Raw genomic sequence first — 18101 nt, forward strand, 5'->3', positions numbered from 1 at the left:
ACCCCGGCGGCATCTTTCCCCAACTCAGTCCAGAACGCGCAGGCGGACCGTCTGCTCCATGGCGCGGAGCTGAACGAGCACCTCGTCGGCGTAACCGGCGGCGATGTCGGTGATCAGGTACCCGTACTCGCCGCGGGTGCTGAGCATCTGACCCTCGACGTTGACGTTGTGCTCCGCCATGATCCGGTTGACCTGGGCGAGCACACCCGGCGTGTTGTTGTGGACGTGCACGATGCGGTGCAGTCCGGGCGACTCCGGCAGGGAGACGCCGGGCAGGTTCACGCTGAGCGTGGTGTTGCCCTCGGTCACGAATTTCGCCAGCTTGTTCGCCACGAAACCGCCGATGTCGGACTGTGCTTCCTCGGTCGAGCCACCGATGTGCGGCGTGAGGATCACGTTCGGCAGGCCGCGGAGCTCGGAGATGAACTCGTCACCCCGGCCCTTCGGCTCCTTCGGGAAGACGTCGACGGCGGCGCCGGCCAGGTGGCCGCTCTTCAGCGCGTCACGCAGCGCCAGGTGGTCGACCACGATGCCGCGGGACAGGTTGAGGAAGAGGCTGCCGGGGCGCATCTTCGCGAACTGCTCGGCGCCGAAGAAGCCGGCGTTGCCGGGGCGGCCGTCCACGTGCATGGTGACGATGTCGCTGGTCTCGAGCAGTTCCTCGAGGCTGGCGCAGCGGTGCGCGTTGCTCAGCGCCAGCTTGTCGGCGGTGTCGTAGAACGAGACCGACATGCCGAGGTTCTCGGCGAGCACCGACAGCTGGGTGCCGATGTTGCCGTACCCGATGATGCCGAGGCGGCGGCCGCGGATCTCGTGCGACCCGTCCGCCGACTTGTCCCACACGCCCTGGTGCATCAGCGTGTTCTTCTCGGTGAGCCGGCGGGTCAGCGCGATGATCTCGGCGATCGCCAGCTCGACGACCGAACGGGTGTTGGAGAACGGGGCGTTGAAGACGGCCACGCCGGACGCCGACGCGTGCGTCAGGTCGATCTGGTCGGTGCCGATGCAGAACGCGCCGATGCCCACCAGGCTGTCGGCGGCCTCCAGCACCTTCGCCGTCACCTGGGTCTTGGAGCGGATGCCGAGAAGGTGCACCCCGGGAATACGCTCGATCAGCTCAGCCTCGTCGAAGGCGTTGCGCAGGGACTCGACCTGGAAACCGTCCTCCTCGAGCCGGGAAACCGCGTCGGGGTGGATGCTCTCCAGAAGAAGGACTCGCACCTTGGCCTGATCGATCATCATCTTCCGTTCCATGTTTCGGTGGGCTGCTTCCGGGCCGCCACGCCGAAGCCCAGTTCACGGTGGTCAAGCCTAGTCCGGGAGGCGGGGCGGTCCGGCGCGGTGTGCTTGAGGTCCCACCTGCCGGTCAATGCGGTAACTGTTACGGCCCGGCAGCGGGTGTGGTTCAGTCGTGTTTCTGTGTTTTGTGGGTCAGCGCGTCAGCCTGGCGCGTAGCCACGGCACCAGGGCGTCACCCTGGAATCTCTGGAACGCCCGCACGGTCGGCAGGCCCGCAGGCGGCGGCAGCCGGGACTGCCAGTGGAAGTAACCGGTGAAACCGGCGATCACCCCGGTCCGAGCTGCCCCAGGGCCAGTCGACGATGACTATGCGGCCGTCCGTGCGTACCAAGAGGTTGTCGGCCCGGATGTCGCAGTGAGCGAGCGTGTCGCCGTGCGAGATCGCGGCGAGGCCGTGTTCGGAGGCCGCGCGCAGCGCGCCGAGGTTGTACGTCAGCCAGGGGTCGAGGTCGGTGGGCGGATCGGCGGCGAGCTTGGCCCAGCAGGCGAAATCGGACGCCACGTAATCGGTCACCCGAGGAAGATCAAGATCAGGCGCCGGCGTGAGTGCCCGGGCAAGCTGAGCGAGCGCGGCCGCGGCCGCCTCGATCTCGCTCTCCACCCACGGGGTACGCGGATGCGAGCCGGCGACGTCCTCCAGGATGAGTACGACCCAATTGTCCTGTTCGAAGGTTCCGAGCATCCGAGGGGCCGGTGCGTGTTCCGGCAGCAGCGCGGCGATCCGGGCCTCGCGGCGGGCCATCCTCGCGGAGTCCGGGTTCTGGGCGGGGGAGACGGCCTTCACGAAAGCGCGGCGGCCGTCGGCGGTGCGGACCCGATCGGCGGTGCCGGGGGAGAAGCCGCCGGTCTGTGAAAGCGCCTCGACCACCGGGTCGCCGCCGATGATCTGCTCGACCCGGTCGCGAATGTGGCCGGGTAGATCCGCCCAGCTGATGCGCACGCCACTCGCCATCACCATGCGGGCGATGCTGGCAGGTTGCGGGTGGTCGGCGAAACGGAATTTCCCAGGTGGGTGTTTCGTCCGGTTGTGCGGGGTAACCGGTGGGCGGCGCTCGGTATGGTCGATGGAGCGAGGGGTCCTTGCCGGTCTTCGCTGGCGGTCGGGGGTGGGTCATGGGGGCGCTGGGCTGGGCTGTGGGTCTTTCGCTGCTCTCGGCCGCCAGTTATGCGATCGCCGCCGTCGCGCAGGAACGTCTCGCCGAGCGCGGGCATCGCGGCCTGTCCCGCTGGGCTGTCGCGCTGCTGCTGACTGGCGCCGGTGTCGCGCTGCACGTGGTGGCGCTCAACTTCGGGACCGTCGCCGTCGTCCAGGCGCTCGGCACCCTGACCCTGATCTTCGCGCTGCCGATCCAGGTGATTCGATACCGAACCCCGGTCAGCCGGGCGTCCTGGATCGACGCAGGCCTGACCGTTTTCGGACTAGCGGTGATTCTCTTGCTGTCCGTGGAGGCGTCCGGCCCGGCGTTGCTGGGTTCGGGGGACGTGCGAGTGCTCGGCATGATCACCGCGGGCGTGGTCTTCGTGTGCGCGCTGGCTGCCCGGTGGGTGGGCCCTCGCCCGGACCGGTGGGCCGGGCCTCGCGCGCGGGCGATGCTGCTCGCCGGGGCGGCCGGTGTGGCTTTCGGGATCGCGTCGGTGCTGTCCAAGGCGGTGCTGGCGTCGTTCACGAGCGGCGGGTTTTCGGCTGTGTCGACGCTGGCGCTGGCGATGGTGGTGGCGTTTTCGATCAGTGGTTACCTGTTCGGCCAGTTGTCGTACAAGGGCGCCGGACTGGCCGCGCCGCTCGCCACGGTCAGCGTCAGCAATCCGCTGGTGGCGGCGCTGGCCGGGGTGGTGCTGTTCGACGAGCGGGTGCGGTTCGGGGCTTTCGGGATGGTCGCGGTGGGCGTGGCGGCAGTGGTGATGGGCTGGGGAGTGGTGGGCCTGGCCCGCCGAACCACAGCGCCAGCCGAGAACCGCCCCGACGACGGGGCCGACGCCCGGGCCGGCGGCCAGGCCGGCGATCGGGCCGGCGATCGTCGGGAGGTCGTGGCTGCGCCTGGTGAGGGGCCTGCCGTTCCGGGGCCGGCGGATGGCAACGAGGTTGACGACAGGGCTACCGAGCGAGGCGTCAAAGCTCCGGAGGCGGCAGGCCCCTGAGCTTGTCGTTTAACCAGTTCGGCGGGGCTTGGTGCCCTTCTTGTGATGGCTCGGCCGTTGATGCGCCTGGCCGGTGACCAGCATCAGTCCCACGTCGTGACGGGTAGCGGCGTGCCGGTTGTGGGAGCCGGACGGGCGTCCCGGACCGGGCCGGCTCGGTTTAGGCGCACGAGCTGGCGAGGCGCTGGTCGCACACAGGTTCCGAAACCCCCGCCTTACCCGGGGCGGGGTGAGCCGTTCCGCCGGCACCGGGCGCTCCCAGGGCCGGCGCAAGTCCTCGGCGAAGGGTCGGGCGAGGCGCAGCTGAGTATGCGCGGCTAGCACCAGCCACGTCCACCGGTCCGCGGCGGCAGGTTCCCGGAGCTGCGGGGCGGTCCATCCCAGCGTCTGTTTCAGCAGGCGGAAGGTGTGCTCAATATCGAAGCGGCGCAAAAACGACTGCCAGCAGCGGTCCACGTCAGCATCGGTGGCATCGACCTTGGACCACCACAGCCAGAGCGGCTTCGGTTCGCCGCGGCTGGGCAGGTGGTCGACGGTGAGCCGGATGACCGTGCCCGCGATGATCGGCAATGCCTCGTCGTGGCCGACCCAGGCCGCTCGACGGGTCAGCCGCGGATGCAGCCGGTCCCAGGCCTGCGCCTTCACCTGGCCGTACAGCCGGGTGTCTGTGACCGTGACCGCCTGCTCGACGCCCCACGTGGCGGAGTCACCGAAGACGAACTCACCACCATGCTTGGCCGGCCGACCACCCTCAGGGTTGTAGACCCGCGGCGGGGTCGCGCGGCGCAACACCCGGTCCGAGCGCATCCGGCCCAGGATCTCCACCGGCAGATCACGCAGCAGCCAGGCGATACGCGGCGCCTCGTAGCCGGCGTCCAGCACGATCAGAATGTCGCGGTCCCCGGGCTTCCACTGACCGGCCTCGGTGAGGCGGTCGACGAGCTGCCGGACCTGCGCACAGGTGATGGTGGTGATGTCCGCTCCGGGCGGCAGGCGGATCGCGTCGAGCAGGGCGGTCCAGGAGGTCCGTCCGGTTTCCAGGGCGGCGACGATCGAGTACGGCCAGCCCGGAATCATCCGGTGTTCGTCCTTGCCGCGGCCGTAGGTGTGGCAGAACGAGCGCTGCGGACTGCAGTTCCCGTCCGGGCGCAGCCACGGCGAGACGTCCACCGCCAGGACCAGGCGGCCGTCCGCCGCCCGCGGCAACGGCAGACCTGCCACCTGCCGGCGCAGCGATTCGACGTCGATGCGCCCCGCGTTGAGCGCGTCATACATGGCGCCGTGGCCACGCCGGTGCTCCGGAGCCAGCGATAACCCGACCAAGGTCTTGACCGGCCCGTCAGTGCACAGCAGTGCGTCGGCCAGCTCGAACAAGGCATCAGCCCGCCGGGTCAAGCATCGGTAGAGCTGCTCACGGAATCCCGTCAGCACATCGACTGCTTCTGCCCGGTAAGCCATGACCGCCACAACGAGCGTCGATAGGTGCGGGACGCGCCCCACCCGCACCGGATGACGCTGCATCACCGCCTGTCGGGTCGAAGGCGGGCCCTACGAACGCGCGGATTTGCCGAAAATGGTGAGCCAGTCAGAAGGGTATATTCAAGGTTGTTAAGGGTGAGTGGGCGTCGATGTGTCGTGTCCTTCCCGCGGGCCCGGTACCGGCGCTGGAGTGGCAGGCCTTGTCGTGTTCCGATGCCGTCGGCGACGCAAGACGGCGATAGCAAGGCTGATCCACAGCAGTACGGCAATCGCTCCCTTTCCCGCCCGCTCGAACGGGGGACGTCCTTCACCCGCTGCCGCGTCGCCCGTCCACATGAGCAGCACTAGGAGCAGCGGCCAGTATGTACCCGGACTCGGCAGACGGCTGGCGCGAGTGCGGATGGCGGCGGCGAGCAGACCGCCACTCCCCACCACCGTCAGTAGAACGGCTAGCCCGTAATGCCATGTCTCAGGACGAAGGTTCACATCCCCAGTATCAACTGGCTTGCCATGCAGTCTTGCTTGCTCCCGGGCCGCATTCGCCCGCGCTTCGCATGGCCAGATACATTGATCTGACGCAAAGAAGGCGCGCTTGGTCCCGTCTCTGCCCGTACCCCGGCGCATCGGCCGGCACTCGCTGCAGTCGCCGTTGATGACGCGACGGGCTGGCCTACCGCGGCGCTGGGTTCGAGCCGGAGGTTAAACGGCAAGCTGAGCGGCTGTCTCTCAACCTGTTATCGGCGGGTGGACATCGAGGCGCCGACTTGACCTGAAGCTCGCTTCAACCATGACGATCAGCACATGACTGCTGATGAGGCATGGCTCGTCGAGTTACAGGAGCGTTCTTTCGACCGGGCCGGAGCAGCGACGACATCGTCCTTCCCGGTGGAGAACCGCATGAGTGGAGCTCAGATTGCTGCTCTGCTCGGCCCGGGCGCGTATGGAGTGTTGGCCACACGCGGGCGGATGGGCGTCCCCATGCCGCGCCGACGAGTCTGGTCTTGCAGGAGCGGGCCGTATGGTTCCCGACGATCAGCGGTGCGGTCCGGCTGGCCAACCTTGCTGCGCATCCGTGGGCATCGCTGGTGGTCATGCGGGGTGACGGACCGGATCATGTGATGGTGATGCTGGAGGGACCTACCGAAGTGATGGACGGCGCGGCCGCCGAGGTCGCGAGCGCTGCGGCTCGGTATGGGCGGGAGCCGGCGTGGGCCACGGCCTGGATCCGGATGACGCAGGAGAAGATCTTCAGCTATGCCGGTGATGGCGCCCGCCAATGACTCGGCTCATTGCGGACCCGCATTGCGGGCACCTCACCCTCTGGTCTTCGCGGGCCACGACGATCCGGGCCCGGCTCCGCCGAACCGCATGCCACAGCTCGATCTTGGAGTAGCGAGACAGGCACTGATCGGGCTCGGTAATCGGGGCGGATGGAGTCGCACACAACGGCTCCGTGTTCTCGCGTCCACGCCCTGGCCGGATGAGGTCACACAAACGCCAACCGTGCGCCCTCAACCACTCGAATGCCGGCGATCGTGTGCTTCCATCCACGTTTCTTGCCTGAGGTGTGCTTTCGAGCCGCGCTGATCGGCACAAGTCGATCAGCGCGGGAGCGCGACCCGCTTCCACGCCGAATGGGTTGCCCGCCCTGCGACCAACGGGCTTCGAATCCGTCGGTCGCAGGTTCGAATCCTGCCGGGCGCGCCCTCAAGAAGCGGCTTTGACCTTGCAATCTTTGGCGGTTGCAGGGTCCCGCTTGATCGTTTCCCTGCTGCAGTGAGCCCGGCGGTGTGCTTGCTCCCCTGACGCGCGTTCAGTCGGGCAGCAGCTCATCGCGGTCACCCCATTTTGTTACCTCTCGGGTTTCGCCGTTTGTGGAGCTGTAGCGGGTTCGGGGCGGTGGGGCGGTTTCTCGGGTGCGAGGTGCCAGACGCGTCGTGCCGCTCGAATCGCTGAGCGCGTTCGGCGATCTTGTGCGGTTTGGCCGTCCGATCGACCACGAGTGCACGAGTTTGCGAGACGGTCATCCGTGGCATTTCGGTTTCGGGTATTTGGTGAGTTTTGTGATGGCGCTCTGCCACCGCAACGGGGGACGTGCCGGATCTTGGAGACTCGTGGGTGTTCTATGCCCCAGCGGTCTCCGCGGTTCGGCCAACGCGGTGCTGCATAGTTTCGACGTGGTGCACGCGGTGCTGCACAGTTTCGACGTGGTAAATGCCGGTGTTTCACGGATCTTGTGGAGTTCGGCGAACCGTTTGCGCGCAACTCCGCAAGATCGGCCGGGCCTGTTCGATCTTGCGGAGTTGTGCGGTCACGTCTGCGGGGAATTCCACAAGATCCAGGCGGCGCGGGGAGGCGCCAGGCGGCGCGGGGCGGCGCGGGGCGGCGCGGGGAGGCGCCAGGCGGCGCGGTGCGGCGCGGGGAGGCGCGGCGCGGGGCAGCGGGGGCGGGGTGCCTGCGGCGGAGGGCAAAGCGGGACAGAGCGCCCGGCGGATCCCCTACTCCGTCGGTCGCGGGTTCGACGGCAGCCGGCGCGCCCAACCAGCATCACCGATTGAGATCGACTTGAACCCCTCCTGGGTGCGCGGCGTGTACCAGGCAAGAAGGTCGCTGCGATCGATGCCCGTTGGTTTGCGGGACGGTGATCTTAGCGGGTCAGTTGCTAGCCTCCGATGCCAGGCCGCCGCCGGAAGGGACGCCTTGTGGTCAATCCTCGACTGGAGATGCAGCGCAGTGCGGGCAAGTTCGCCTTCTTCTTGACGGGCGTCTACCTGCTTGTTGTCTTCGGCCTGGTGGTGAGCACGACGACGGGTTACCCCATTCCGATAATCGGGTGGCCGATCGTGCTCCTGCCTGGTGCGGCCTTCGTCTACTCGTTCATCGACGCGGTCAAGCTGCACCGGACCACTGATGAGACCGCGACCGCCCGGCTCTGGCGGCGCAGCCTGCTGTTGGCGGCAATCGGGATGGCACTGTTGGTCGCTGCCGTCATCATCGTCAACAGGATCACGCCGGTATGACTTTCCGGGTGGAGCCGATGGCGCTGCGGGACTACGCGCGGCAGCTAGGCGACGTTGACCAGGTGGCTGAAGAGGCCGATCGCTACATCTCGACGTACGGAGAACTCACTCTCCACGAGCAGGGCTTGATGGGTTTCGCGGCGCCGGGACACCGGGTGATCGTCGCCGAGCTGCACAGCTTGCTGGCCCATCTCAAGACTCTGGGCATCGAGTCTCAGCGGGCTGTTCGCAACGCCGCGGACGAGTACGAGCGGACCGACACCCGATCCGCTGCCGAGATCGACGCGACCTATCCGGGGGTGCCGCGAGGCGGGTCCTGGGAGTACGAGACCGAGCCGACACGGGGGATGGGGCATGCCCGAGCCGACTAGTCACCTCACAGCGCCGTCCCTGCCGGATGAGAGCTGGAGCCAGGGCTTCGTCAACCCGGTCGATCTCTTCAACTACGTGAGTCCCGCGGCCTGGATCAACAAGGGCGTGGAGGCCGCTACCGGCTTCGACGTCTTCGGGTACTTCACCGATGCTCTGACCGGCGAGTGGGACGCGATCTGGAAGTTCGGCGAGGCCGTGGGGCAGCTTGCCGCGTGCCTCGATGAACTCGGCATCAACGTCCGCAACGGCGTGATCGAGCTGGATGAGCACTGGGATGGCAACGCCGCTGATGCCGCCCGTCAGTATTTTCTCGACTTCGCCGCTGCGCTGAACGGTCAGCAGATCGACCTCAAAGAGATCGAGCAGGGTTACCAGAAGGCCGCCCTCGGAGCGTGGCAGCTGTCGAATCAGCTGGGGAACATTCTTCAGGCCATCGCGGACAGATTCCTCATCGGTGCCATCGCGGCTGCGGCGGGTGCGGCTACCGGCGTCGGTGCGGGGGTCGGCTACGGCGTTGCGGCCCTGCAGGTCGTTGAGATTCTGGCGAAGTTGAACAAGGCCTCGATCATCATCAACACGGCAGGCAGCATGATCCTGGGCATCTTCGGCACCGGGATGACCCTCGGTTACCGGGGTGGGAACCTGACCACCATGCCGCTGCCCGCGGGCGCCTACGCCAAGCCGGGAGCATGAGTTGACCGACGACGCGGTGGAGCAGGAGCTGGAAGCGATGACCGGCAACAGCCGGCTCGCCAGGGAACTGCGCCGGAACCTCGAAACGCTCCGGGACGGCGTGGCCGGTCCTGCCCTGGCGGAGATGGCACGCGACGTGCTCGGCGGTCGCATCAGCCTGCGAGACGTCACCCGCACGTCGGCCTACTCGGGACCGCTGCTGCAAGCCATGGAGACCTTCCAGGAGCATCAAGCGGGGCTCAGCGACGAGGAGCGCGCAGAAGCGATCACCGAGGCCACGCAGCGGCTAGATGACATCAAAAGAGATGACATCTGAGCCCAGTGCTCAGGGTGCCCGGGGCAGCAGCACCGTAACTATCAGGCCGCCTTCGTCTCGGGCGTCGGCTCGGACCTCTCCCCCGTGTGCCCTCGCCACCGCTCGCACGATCGACAAACCCAGCCCGGCCCCCGGGGACGCGAGTCTCTCCGTGCCATAGCGATGGAACGGCTCGAACAGGCCCGGCACCTCGTACCGCGGCACCACCGGACCCGTGTTGCCCACCTGCAGCTCCACCCAGCCGTCCAGGCGCGTCCGGGACGTCACCCTGACCCAGCCGTTGGCCGGGACGTTGTGGCGGATGCCGTTTTCCACAAGGTTCTCCACCAGGCGTTCCAGCAGCACCGGGTCGCCCAGGACCGCCGCTTCACCGGGATCCGTCACGACCTTCACGGTGTCCGACACCGCCACGTGATCGACGATGTCGGCGAGGTCCACGTACGACCTCTCGGTCACCTCGCGGTCCGAGCGTGCCAACAGGAGCAGGCCGTCGATCAGCCGGCCGTGGCGGTCGTTGATGGACAGCAGTGTGGTGCCGAGCTGGCGTATCTCCGGGGAGGCCGTCTCCGGTTCCAGGGTCACTTCGAGCAGGGTTCGGTTCAGGGTCAGCGGGGTGCGCAGCTCGTGGGACGCGCTCGCGATGAATCGTCGCTGGCCGTCGAACGACTGGTCGAGCCTGGACAGCATCAGGTCGAACGTGTCGGCCAGCCGCTTCACCTCGTCGTCCGGGCCGTCCAGGGCGATCCGCTCGTGCAGGCCGCGGTCGGCGGCCGGGGACTCGGCGATGCGGCGGGCCGTCGCGGTGATCTGGTGCAACGGTTGCAGCATCCGGCCGGCGATCAGCCAGCCGAGGGCGATCGTTGCCGCACTGACCAGGGCAAAAGCGATAGCGCCCCGGGTCAGGATGGTGTGCAGGGTGCTCGCCTGGGTGCCTTCGACCACCTTCTGCAAATAGCGTTCGCCTTCGTCGGGTGGTGTCACCAGACGGTCTGTCAGCACCGCGCCGCCGGCCGACGGAGCCCTCTGGTCGACCAGGACGTAGATCGCTCCGAGCAGCACGAGCCCGGCGATGACGAAGAGCCCGCCGTACACGAGGGTGAGCCGGCCGCGCACGGTGAGTTTCATCGGATCTTGTACCCCACTCCGGGTTCGGTCAGCACCACCGGCGGGTCACCGAGCTTGCGCCGGAGCTTCAAGATCGTCATGCGTACGGCGTGGGTGAACGGATCCGCGTTCTCGTCCCACGCCTTCTCCAGCAGCGTCTCGGCGGAGACCGCGATGCCGTCGGCTCGCAGCAGTTCGGCGAGCACGGCGAACTCCTTGCGCGAGAGCGGCACGTACCGGCCGTCGCGGTGCACCTCGCGGCGGTACGGGTCGAGGCTGATCCCGGCCCGGCGCAGGACCGGCGGTGCGGCCGGCCGGGCGCGGCGTCCGAGGGCGGCGACCCGGGCCGACAGCTCCCGGAAGGCGAACGGTTTCGGCAGGTAGTCGTCGGCGCCCAGTGCCAGACCGGTGACCCGGTCGTCGATCCCGGCGGCGGCGGTCAGCATCAGGATTCGGATGTCCGCCTTGCGTTCGGCGAGGACCGCGCACACCTTGTCGCCGTGCACCACCGGCACGTCGCGGTCCAGCACCACCACGTCGTAGTCGTTGACGTCGATCCGTTCCAGGGCCGAGCCGCCGTCGTAGACGACGTCCACGGCGTGCGCCTGCTGCCGCAGGCCGAGCGCCACCGCGTCGGCGAGCAGCGGCTCGTCCTCCACCACCAGGATCCGCATGTCTCCATAGTGGCCCGGCCGCGTGTCAATTCGCCGTCATCGTTTTCCGTGACGCCCGGGAAACCAGGCCGGGACTTCACTGCCAGACATGAGACCTACGACGATGAGGACCACGATGGTGCTCGCGGCGAGCGCGCTGGTAACGGCGATGGTGAGCGGCTGTGCCCCGAACGAGACGGGCAGCCCGGATGTGGCGACGGCCCAGAGCGGGCCCGCCGCCGCGAGCTCATCACCCAGCGCGGCCACGAGCGACGACTCGGACGCACCCCTCAAGTACGCGAAATGCATGCGCGAGAACGGGATGACCTGGTTCCCCGACCCGAATCCGGACAGCAAGGGCCGGATCACCATCAATCTGCCGGCCGGTGTGACGCCGGAAGACATGCAGAAGGCCGAGCAGGCCTGCCGCGAGTGGGCGCCGAACGGCGGGGAGAAGCAGCCGATGAGCGCCGAAGACCTGGAGATGGCCCGGCAGATGGCGAAGTGCATGAGGGAGAACGGCGTGCCTGAATTCCCGGATCCGAACCCGGATGGCGGCATTCAGATCGACGGCAGCAAGGTCGGTGGTCCCGGCGACCCGGCGTTCGACAAGGCCGAGCAGAAGTGCTCGCAGTACATGCCGAAGGGCAGTGACGAGCGCGGCACCGGAGTTCAGGGTGGTGGTGGGGAATGAGCCGGCGGGGACGGACCACGGCGGCGGTCGCCGCGGTGCTGACGGCGGGAGCGGCGGCCGCTGCCGTGTTCGTGGCCGGCCTGCCCGAGGGCGAGGCCGGCGCGCAGCCGGAGAGCGACCTGCCTGCGGCGACCGCGGACATCCGCAAGGAGACGCTTGTCGACAAGGAGAGCCACAACGGCTCGCTCGGGTACGGCGACCCGGTCGCGGTCGCCACCCGGCTCAACGGGACGGTGACGTCGCTGGCGGCGCACGGTTCGACGGTCAAACGGGGCAAGCCGCTGTACGCCCTCGACAACGATCCGGTGGTGCTGCTCTACGGCAAGCTGCCCGCGTACCGAAATCTGTCGTCCGGGGTCGAGGGCGCTGATGTGTTGCAGTTCGAGAAGAACCTGTGGGCGCTCGGATACCGCGGCTTCACCGTCGACGACGAGTACACCTCGGCGACCGCCGGCGCGGTCGAGGACTGGCAGGACGACCTGGGTCTGCCCGAGACCGGCACGGTCGAGCTGGGCCGGGTTGTCTATCAGCCGGCCGCGGTACGCGTCGACTCCGTCACGGCCGGGAAAGGCGACGCGGCCCAGCCCGGCACCGAGATCCTCCGGGTCGCCGGGGTTCGTCAGGTCGCCACGGTCGAGCTCGAGGTCGACGATCAGCGGCTGGCCAGGAAGGGCGCGAAGGTCGACGTGACCCTGCCCGACGGCAAGACGGTGACCGGCCGGATCGCCGGCATCGTGAGCACCATCGAGACCGCCGAGAACCCGTCCGAGGAAGACCGGACCGTACTCACCCTGACGATCAGTTTCGACAAGGCGCCGAGCGGCCTTGACGACGCCGGTGTGACGGTGGACTTCACGTCCTCCCAGCGTGAGAACGTGCTGACGGTTCCGGTCAGCGCGCTTCTCGCGCTTTCCGAGGGAGGGTACGGGCTACAGGTCGTCGACGGCACCACCACCCGGATCGTGGCCGTCGAGACGGGGCTGTTCGCCGACGGCCGGGTCGAGGTCAGCGGCACCGGCCTCACCGAGGGCATGAAGGTCGGTGTACCGGAATGACCGGCCCGGTGATCCACCTCGAAGGCGTCACGAAGCAGTACGCCGGTGGTGTGACGGCTCTGCGAGACGTCGACCTGACCGTCGAGCACGGCGAACTCATCGCGATCGTCGGCCCGTCCGGCTCCGGCAAGTCCACGATGCTGCACCTGATCGGCACACTGGACCGGCCCTCCACCGGAACCGTGCGGATCGACGGGTACGACGTGGCCCGCCTCTCCGACCGGCAACTGTCCGCGCTGCGAGCCCGCAAGATCGGCTTCGTGTTCCAGTCGTTCCACCTGGCGCCGGGACGGGACGCGGTCGCCAACGTGGCTGACGGTTTGCTCTACATGGGCGTACCCAAGAAGGAGCGGGAGCGGCGCGCTGAGGCCGCGCTCGTCAGGGTGGGTCTTGGTGATCGTCTGCGGCATCGGCCGCATCAGCTCTCCGGTGGGGAGAAGCAGCGTGTCGCGGTGGCGCGGGCGGTGGCCGGGGAACCTGCGGTGCTGCTGGCCGACGAACCCACCGGCAACCTCGACTCGCACGCCGGCGCCGGGGTGGTCGAGCTGTTGCGGGAGTTGCACGCGGCCGGGACCACCGTCCTGGTGATCACTCACGATCACGAGATCGCCGGTTCGATGCCGCGGCAGGTGCCGATGCTCGACGGGCAGGTGATCTAGATGGCCCTGCGACCGGCGCCTCTAGGCGCGGCTGACCTGGTCAGGCTGGGTGGGTACGGTCTTCGCTCCCGGCCGCTGCGTGCGGTGCTGTCCGCGCTCGGCATCGCGATCGGCATCGCCGCGATGATCGCCGTGGTCGGCATCTCGGAGTCCAGCCGGGCCGAGCTGGACCGGCAGCTCGACGCGCTCGGCACCAACATGCTGCGGGTCTCGCCGGGCCAGACGATGTTCGGCGAGGACGCCAGCCTGCCCGACGAAGCCCTCTCGATGATCAAGCGAATCGGCCCGGTGACCTCGGCGACCGCGACCGGCACGGTCTCCGGCACGCCGGTGTACCGCACCGATCGGATCCCCGCGGGTGAGACCAGCGGCATCGCCTTGATGGCCACCCAGCTCGACCTGCTGGAAACGGTCGGCGCCGAACTGGCCGGCGGCACCTGGCTCAACGCCGCCACCGCGAAATACCCGGCCGTGGTGCTCGGCGCCACCGCGGCGAAACGGCTCGGTGACGTGCCGGCCGTCTACATCGACGGGCGGCGTTACCCGGTCGTCGGTGTGCTGAAGAACGTGCCGCTCGCGTCGGAACTCGACACCGCCGTGCTGATCGGCTGGGCCGCCGCCGAGTCCTACCTGGACTTCGACGGGCATGCCACAACGGTTTACACCCGGGCCGTCGAGGCGAAGGTGGAGGCGGTCCGGTCGGTTCTCGCGGCCACCGCCAACCCGCAGAGCCCCGACGAGGTGGACGTCTCCAACCCGTCCGACGCGCTGTTCGCACAGCGCGCCGCCAGCCAGACGTTCACCGCGCTGCTGCTCGGACTCGGCGCGGTCGCGTTGCTGGTCGGCGGCATCGGCGTCGCCAACACCATGGTCATCTCGGTGCTGGAACGCCGCGCCGAAATCGGCCTGCGCCGCTCGCTGGGCGCCACCCGGGGCCAGATCCGCACCCAGTTCGTCGCCGAGTCACTGCTGCTGTCACTGCTCGGCGGCGCCGCCGGGGTGCTGGGCGGATTCGCGGTCACGCTTATCTACGCCAGCACTCAGTCCTGGCCGATGGTGGTGCCGCTCTGGGCGATCGGTGGTGGCCTCGCGGCCACCCTGCTGATCGGCGCGATAGCCGGCCTCTATCCCGCGATCCGAGCCGCTCGGCTTGCGCCGACCGAGGCACTCGCTGCCGCATGACCTTCTTGGGTACGGGAGATGCGCTTTCTCCCGTACCCAAAAAGGGTTTTAGTCGGCCTGACCGACCGGACGGGTGAGAGAGACTCCGGTGCCCATGCAGAGGCCTGGCTCCTTGCCGAGTTTCTCGGCGATCTGCAGGCAGCGAGCCACCTGGTCGACGCTCGCATCGGTCCGGGTGATTTCGGCGCGGGTCTTCGCGTTCGCCTTGTCGATCTCCAGGTTGCGGGCTTCGAGAATCTTCTGACCGTACGCGGCGATGGCCTGCGTCGTCGGGTCGTCATAACGCGGCGACTCGAACGCCACCGACTTCACCACGATCTCGTCACCGAGCTCACCGGTGAGCGCGGTGATCAGCGGCTCCTTGTAGGTCTTGTTCAGATCCGGCGCCGGCGCGTCACCGCTTGTCACATCAACCGCGCCGAGCGGATCGAACGAGGCGAAAATCGATGTCATCGCTCCGTTGATCTGCGGATTGACCCGGCGCTCGACGAACACCTCGAACCGCGATTTGCCATCGACCTCGCGGTAGGCAGCCCAGTTCTCCGGCGCCTTCTCCGCCTTGGCCGACCACTCGATCTGTACCGGAATGCAGGCCCGGCGCTGCGCCGCGATCGTCACCCAGACACAGCCCTCACCGAGGTGGGCGTAGGTCTGCCCGGACGCGTCCCACTCGTCGACGTCCTGCCACGGCGCGGTCCACTGGAGGCCGGCGCCGGTGGTCCGGCCGGTCGGCTTGTTCCAGCTGGTGACGATGCCGACGTTCCGGGTCGGCACGACCGTGATGCAGGAGGCGATGAGGAACCCGACGGCGGCGACGAGGCTGGCGGTGAAGGTCAGCCAGGCGGTGCGAGGTTTGGGGAGTTTGCCACTGACGGCGGCGAGAAGGGCGATGAGTGCGACGGCGGCAAGCACGAGGCCGAAGACGAACAAAGGGGGATCCTCACGGTGGGGGTGCGTCTATCCCCCACGGTAGGGCAGCTGATCCACCATGCCGCCAACCTGGCGAACCCGATCAAACACGCGCTGGCGCGGCGTTGTTCAAAGATCTTGTGCCGTTTGGCCGTCCGATCGACCGCGAACTCACGAGTTGCCGGGACCGCCGGACGGCGTGTCGACCTCCGGCTGTCTGGGAGCACCTTTGGTGACGCGCTGCCACCGCAAAGTGGAAAGTGCTGGCTTTGCGGAGACCTGTGGTGGTCTGGGCACCCACAGGTCTCCAAGATCTGGACGGAACGGTCAAGCGGCACCCTGCAACCGCCGTGGATTGCAAGGTCAAAGCCGCTTGTGAGAGGCGCGCCCGGCAGGATTCGAACCTGCGACCGACGGATTAGAAGTCCGTTGCTCTATCCGCTGAGCTACGAGCGCTGGCCTGCACATACTAGGCGGTCGTGCCGGATCTGTCGTCCGCCTCGTCTGCTGCGGCGTGCTCGACTGCGGCCTCGGCTGCTTCCAGGACCTTTGCTACGTCTGCCTGGTCCTCGGGTGCGGTCGGGACCTCGACCTCCGGAGTGCCCGGCGCCGGGAGGAAGGCGTCGGTCCAGCGGGCCAGCTCACGGAACACCTCGGTGCGTACTTCCTTGCCCGAGAGGGTCAGGTCGTGCATGCCGCCGTCGAAGCGGGCGATCGTCACGCGCGGGCCCAGGCCGGGTGACCAGCGAGTGATGTGATCCACGTCAAGGACGGCGTCGGTGACGCGTACGTCGTCGTGCCATTCCTTGCCGCGGAAGGTGCGGTCGGAGCAGGCCACGAAGATCGGGGCGTCGATCGACAGGCCGGCGCGCAGCCGTTGCTGGCCGCGGCGGATGGCTTCCAGCCAGCCCATCGTGACCGGGAAGCCGGTGATCGGTTTCCAGGTGAGGTCGTAGCTCCACTCGCCGTGGTGCTCGTTGTGCAGGCTTTGCCCGTACAGGCCCAGCGACGAGGTCGGCATCTTTCGGTACGGGGACCGGCCGTTGACCGCCAGGATCATCGACAGCATCGGCCGGCGCATGAACCACGGCATGTTGAAGTCGAAGAACGGGCTGTTCAGGAACAGGCCGTCGACCAGGCCCTGACCGTTGCGCGCGTGCGCCCACAGCGAGGTGATCAGGCCGCCCGTCGAGTGGCCGGTGACCAGCAGCTGGTCGTGTCCGTCCTGCTCGCGGATGATCCGGGTCGCCTCATCCAGCTCCGGGAAGTACTCGGTGAGGGTGCGGGTGAAGTTCGGCGTCTGGTGCGGCAGCAGGCTGCGGCCGTACTTACGCAGGTCCAGTGCGTAGAAATCCCAGCCTCGCTCGGCGAAGAAGTCGGCCAGATGGGTCTGGAAGAAATAGTCGACGAAACCGTGGACGTGCAGCACGGCCCGCCGGGTCGGCTGCTCGGCCCGGCGCCGGACCAGGGTCGCCACGACCGGTCCCTCGTCGTCGCGGCCCAGGTCAATCGTGTGCCGCTCGTACGGCCATCCCAGAACATCGGTCTCCACGAACTCAGGCTACCCACCAGTACGCGGCGACGCGCCGTAACAGATCGACCTCCGTATCGGCGCGTCGTCCACAGTTCGGCGTTGTCCACAGGCCGCGACCGCAAGATCCGCCGGCTCGGCCCGGAACCGGCCAAGCTGGCCGCCGTCCGATGCGCTCGACGTCCTGAGGAGGAAACGTGAACGAGACCAACATCGTGATCGTCGGCAACGTGCTCACCGCGCCGGAATGGCGGCGCACCACCAATTCCCAGCAGCTCGTGGCGAACTTCAGGGTCGCTTCGACGGTACGCCGTTACGACCGGGATGCCGCCCGCTGGGTCGACGGCAACACGATGCGCCTGCGCGTCACTGCCTGGCGCAAACTCGCCGAGGGTGTGGCGTCGTCGGTCCACGTCGGCGATCCGGTGATCGTCTACGGCCGGATCTTCACCCGGGACTGGGTGGACGAGGAGAAGAAGAACCGAGTCTCGTACGAAATGGAGGCTTTCGCCGTCGGTCACGACCTGAGCCGGGGCCGGGGCAAGTTCTATCGCAACAAGCCGGCGGCGTCGCTCGCCATGGTCGAGGACTCCGAAGCTGACGCGCAGGTGCTCGGTGAGCACTCGGTCACGCTGGACGGGTCGGAGGCGCCGGTGACGTACGGAGAAGGAATCCCCGACGAGGTGCCGCCCGGTTTCCTGGAGGTCGTGGCCGGTCTGGCCGAACCCGAGGATGACGAGACCGGCGACACGCCCGAGATGCCGCCGATTCCGGCGGACGAACCGCGGCGTGGCCGGCGTGGCGCCAAGCGGGAGCCGGTCGCGGCCTGAGGCATTCCCGGATAGCCGCCGCCCGGAGGACTGTCTCCCGCATGTCTCCGGCGCGGTGGCGCCCGGCGGCCCGGCCCGGTAGGGGTCATCGGGCCGGGCCGCCGGTTGCGGATTTACCTCATCGAAAAGCAGGTCGGTATGCCGACTTTGCCCTCGTGGACAGGTT

The 18101-nt window shown here is 68.1% G+C and carries 17 protein-coding genes, 1 tRNA gene and 1 pseudogene; 11 read left to right on the top strand and 8 right to left on the bottom strand.

Translation table 11 applies throughout. The annotated features are described in order from the left end of the window. Nucleotides 1–24: 24 nt before the first annotated feature. Together serA and ACQP2E_RS05420 are read right to left on the bottom strand one after the other, a co-directional pair. On the bottom strand, nt 25–1254 hold the full coding sequence (gene serA, locus ACQP2E_RS05415; protein WP_433828768.1) for a phosphoglycerate dehydrogenase: 1230 nt from the start codon (nt 1252–1254) through the stop codon (nt 25–27). A gap of 177 nt (nt 1255–1431) precedes the next feature. Beyond that, a pseudogene (locus ACQP2E_RS05420) lies at nt 1432–2257 on the bottom strand (phosphotransferase). A gap of 155 nt (nt 2258–2412) precedes the next feature. On the opposite strand from ACQP2E_RS05420, the gene ACQP2E_RS05425 reads away from it, so the two are divergent. Continuing rightward, complete coding sequence (locus ACQP2E_RS05425; protein ID WP_433828769.1) at nt 2413–3438, top strand: DMT family transporter; 1026 nt, start codon at nt 2413–2415, stop codon at nt 3436–3438. A 9-nt stretch (nt 3439–3447) separates the two neighbouring features. On the opposite strand, the gene ACQP2E_RS05430 is transcribed toward ACQP2E_RS05425, so the two are convergent. Then, nucleotides 3448–4896, bottom strand: coding sequence for an NF041680 family putative transposase (locus ACQP2E_RS05430; protein WP_433828770.1), 1449 nt, complete (start codon nt 4894–4896; stop codon nt 3448–3450). A gap of 1022 nt (nt 4897–5918) precedes the next feature. On the opposite strand from ACQP2E_RS05430, the gene ACQP2E_RS05435 reads away from it, so the two are divergent. The 5 genes from ACQP2E_RS05435 (at nt 5919) to ACQP2E_RS05455 (ending at nt 9318) form a co-directional block, all read left to right on the top strand. Then, nucleotides 5919–6197, top strand: a complete 279-nt coding sequence (locus tag ACQP2E_RS05435) for a hypothetical protein (protein ID WP_433828771.1) — start codon at nt 5919–5921, stop codon at nt 6195–6197. A gap of 1422 nt (nt 6198–7619) precedes the next feature. Beyond that, nucleotides 7620–7937, top strand: a complete 318-nt coding sequence (locus tag ACQP2E_RS05440; RefSeq protein WP_433828772.1) for a hypothetical protein — start codon at nt 7620–7622, stop codon at nt 7935–7937. Further along, nucleotides 7934–8308, top strand: a complete 375-nt coding sequence (locus ACQP2E_RS05445; RefSeq protein WP_433828773.1) for a hypothetical protein — start codon at nt 7934–7936, stop codon at nt 8306–8308. The genes ACQP2E_RS05440 and ACQP2E_RS05445 overlap by 4 nt, the downstream gene beginning before the upstream one ends. Continuing rightward, nucleotides 8292–9002, top strand: coding sequence for a hypothetical protein (locus ACQP2E_RS05450; protein ID WP_433828774.1), 711 nt, complete (start codon nt 8292–8294; stop codon nt 9000–9002). Before ACQP2E_RS05445 ends, ACQP2E_RS05450 begins: the two co-directional genes overlap by 17 nt. A gap of 1 nt (nt 9003) precedes the next feature. Beyond that, a complete protein-coding gene (locus ACQP2E_RS05455) occupies nt 9004–9318 on the top strand; it encodes a hypothetical protein (RefSeq protein WP_433828775.1) in 315 nt (104 codons plus the stop codon). 9 nt (nt 9319–9327) lie between these two features. Here the strand turns inward: ACQP2E_RS05455 and ACQP2E_RS05460 are convergent, their stop codons facing one another. Both ACQP2E_RS05460 and ACQP2E_RS05465 read right to left on the bottom strand, forming a co-directional pair. Next, nucleotides 9328–10443: a sensor histidine kinase gene (locus tag ACQP2E_RS05460; protein ID WP_433828776.1), complete on the bottom strand. Its 1116-nt coding sequence runs from the start codon at nt 10441–10443 to the stop codon at nt 9328–9330. Next, nucleotides 10440–11096: a response regulator transcription factor gene (locus ACQP2E_RS05465; RefSeq protein WP_111648120.1), complete on the bottom strand. Its 657-nt coding sequence runs from the start codon at nt 11094–11096 to the stop codon at nt 10440–10442. Before ACQP2E_RS05465 ends, ACQP2E_RS05460 begins: the two co-directional genes overlap by 4 nt. Nucleotides 11097–11184: 88 nt before the next feature. Here ACQP2E_RS05465 and ACQP2E_RS05470 point away from each other — a divergent pair, with 88 nt between their 5' ends. From ACQP2E_RS05470 to ACQP2E_RS05485, 4 genes are read left to right on the top strand one after another with little or no spacing between them, the layout of a single operon-like run. Continuing rightward, nucleotides 11185–11769 carry a hypothetical protein gene (locus ACQP2E_RS05470; RefSeq protein ID WP_433828777.1) on the top strand — a complete coding sequence of 195 codons (585 nt, stop codon included), beginning with the start codon at nt 11185–11187 and terminating at the stop codon, nt 11767–11769. Next, the gene (locus tag ACQP2E_RS05475; protein ID WP_433828778.1) at nt 11766–12824 is read left to right on the top strand and encodes an efflux RND transporter periplasmic adaptor subunit; all 1059 of its coding nucleotides are present in this window, start codon (nt 11766–11768) and stop codon (nt 12822–12824) included. Before ACQP2E_RS05470 ends, ACQP2E_RS05475 begins: the two co-directional genes overlap by 4 nt. Continuing rightward, nucleotides 12821–13483 (top strand): ABC transporter ATP-binding protein, encoded by a 663-nt coding sequence (locus ACQP2E_RS05480; protein ID WP_433828779.1) that lies wholly within the window; start codon nt 12821–12823, stop codon nt 13481–13483. The genes ACQP2E_RS05475 and ACQP2E_RS05480 overlap by 4 nt, the downstream gene beginning before the upstream one ends. After that, entirely contained in the window at nt 13484–14665 is a 1182-nt protein-coding gene (locus tag ACQP2E_RS05485; RefSeq protein WP_433828780.1) for an ABC transporter permease, read from the top strand. Between the two features lie 48 nt (nt 14666–14713). Here ACQP2E_RS05485 and ACQP2E_RS05490 read toward each other — a convergent pair whose 3' ends face one another. From ACQP2E_RS05490 to ACQP2E_RS05500, 3 genes are all read right to left on the bottom strand, one after another. Continuing rightward, on the bottom strand, nt 14714–15595 hold the full coding sequence (locus ACQP2E_RS05490; protein ID WP_433828781.1) for an SPFH domain-containing protein: 882 nt from the start codon (nt 15593–15595) through the stop codon (nt 14714–14716). 362 nt (nt 15596–15957) lie between these two features. After that, a tRNA-Arg gene (locus ACQP2E_RS05495) sits at nt 15958–16030 on the bottom strand. 13 nt (nt 16031–16043) lie between these two features. Beyond that, nucleotides 16044–17126, bottom strand: a complete 1083-nt coding sequence (locus ACQP2E_RS05500) for an alpha/beta hydrolase (protein ID WP_433828782.1) — start codon at nt 17124–17126, stop codon at nt 16044–16046. Nucleotides 17127–17302: 176 nt separating this feature from the next. Between ACQP2E_RS05500 and ACQP2E_RS05505 the strand changes: the two genes are divergently transcribed. Next, entirely contained in the window at nt 17303–17935 is a 633-nt protein-coding gene (locus tag ACQP2E_RS05505; RefSeq protein ID WP_433828783.1) for a single-stranded DNA-binding protein, read from the top strand. Nucleotides 17936–18101 lie beyond the last annotated feature (166 nt).

Origin of the sequence: Actinoplanes sp. CA-015351 (assembly GCF_050955685.1) — a bacterium.
GTDB lineage: Bacteria > Actinomycetota > Actinomycetes > Mycobacteriales > Micromonosporaceae > Actinoplanes.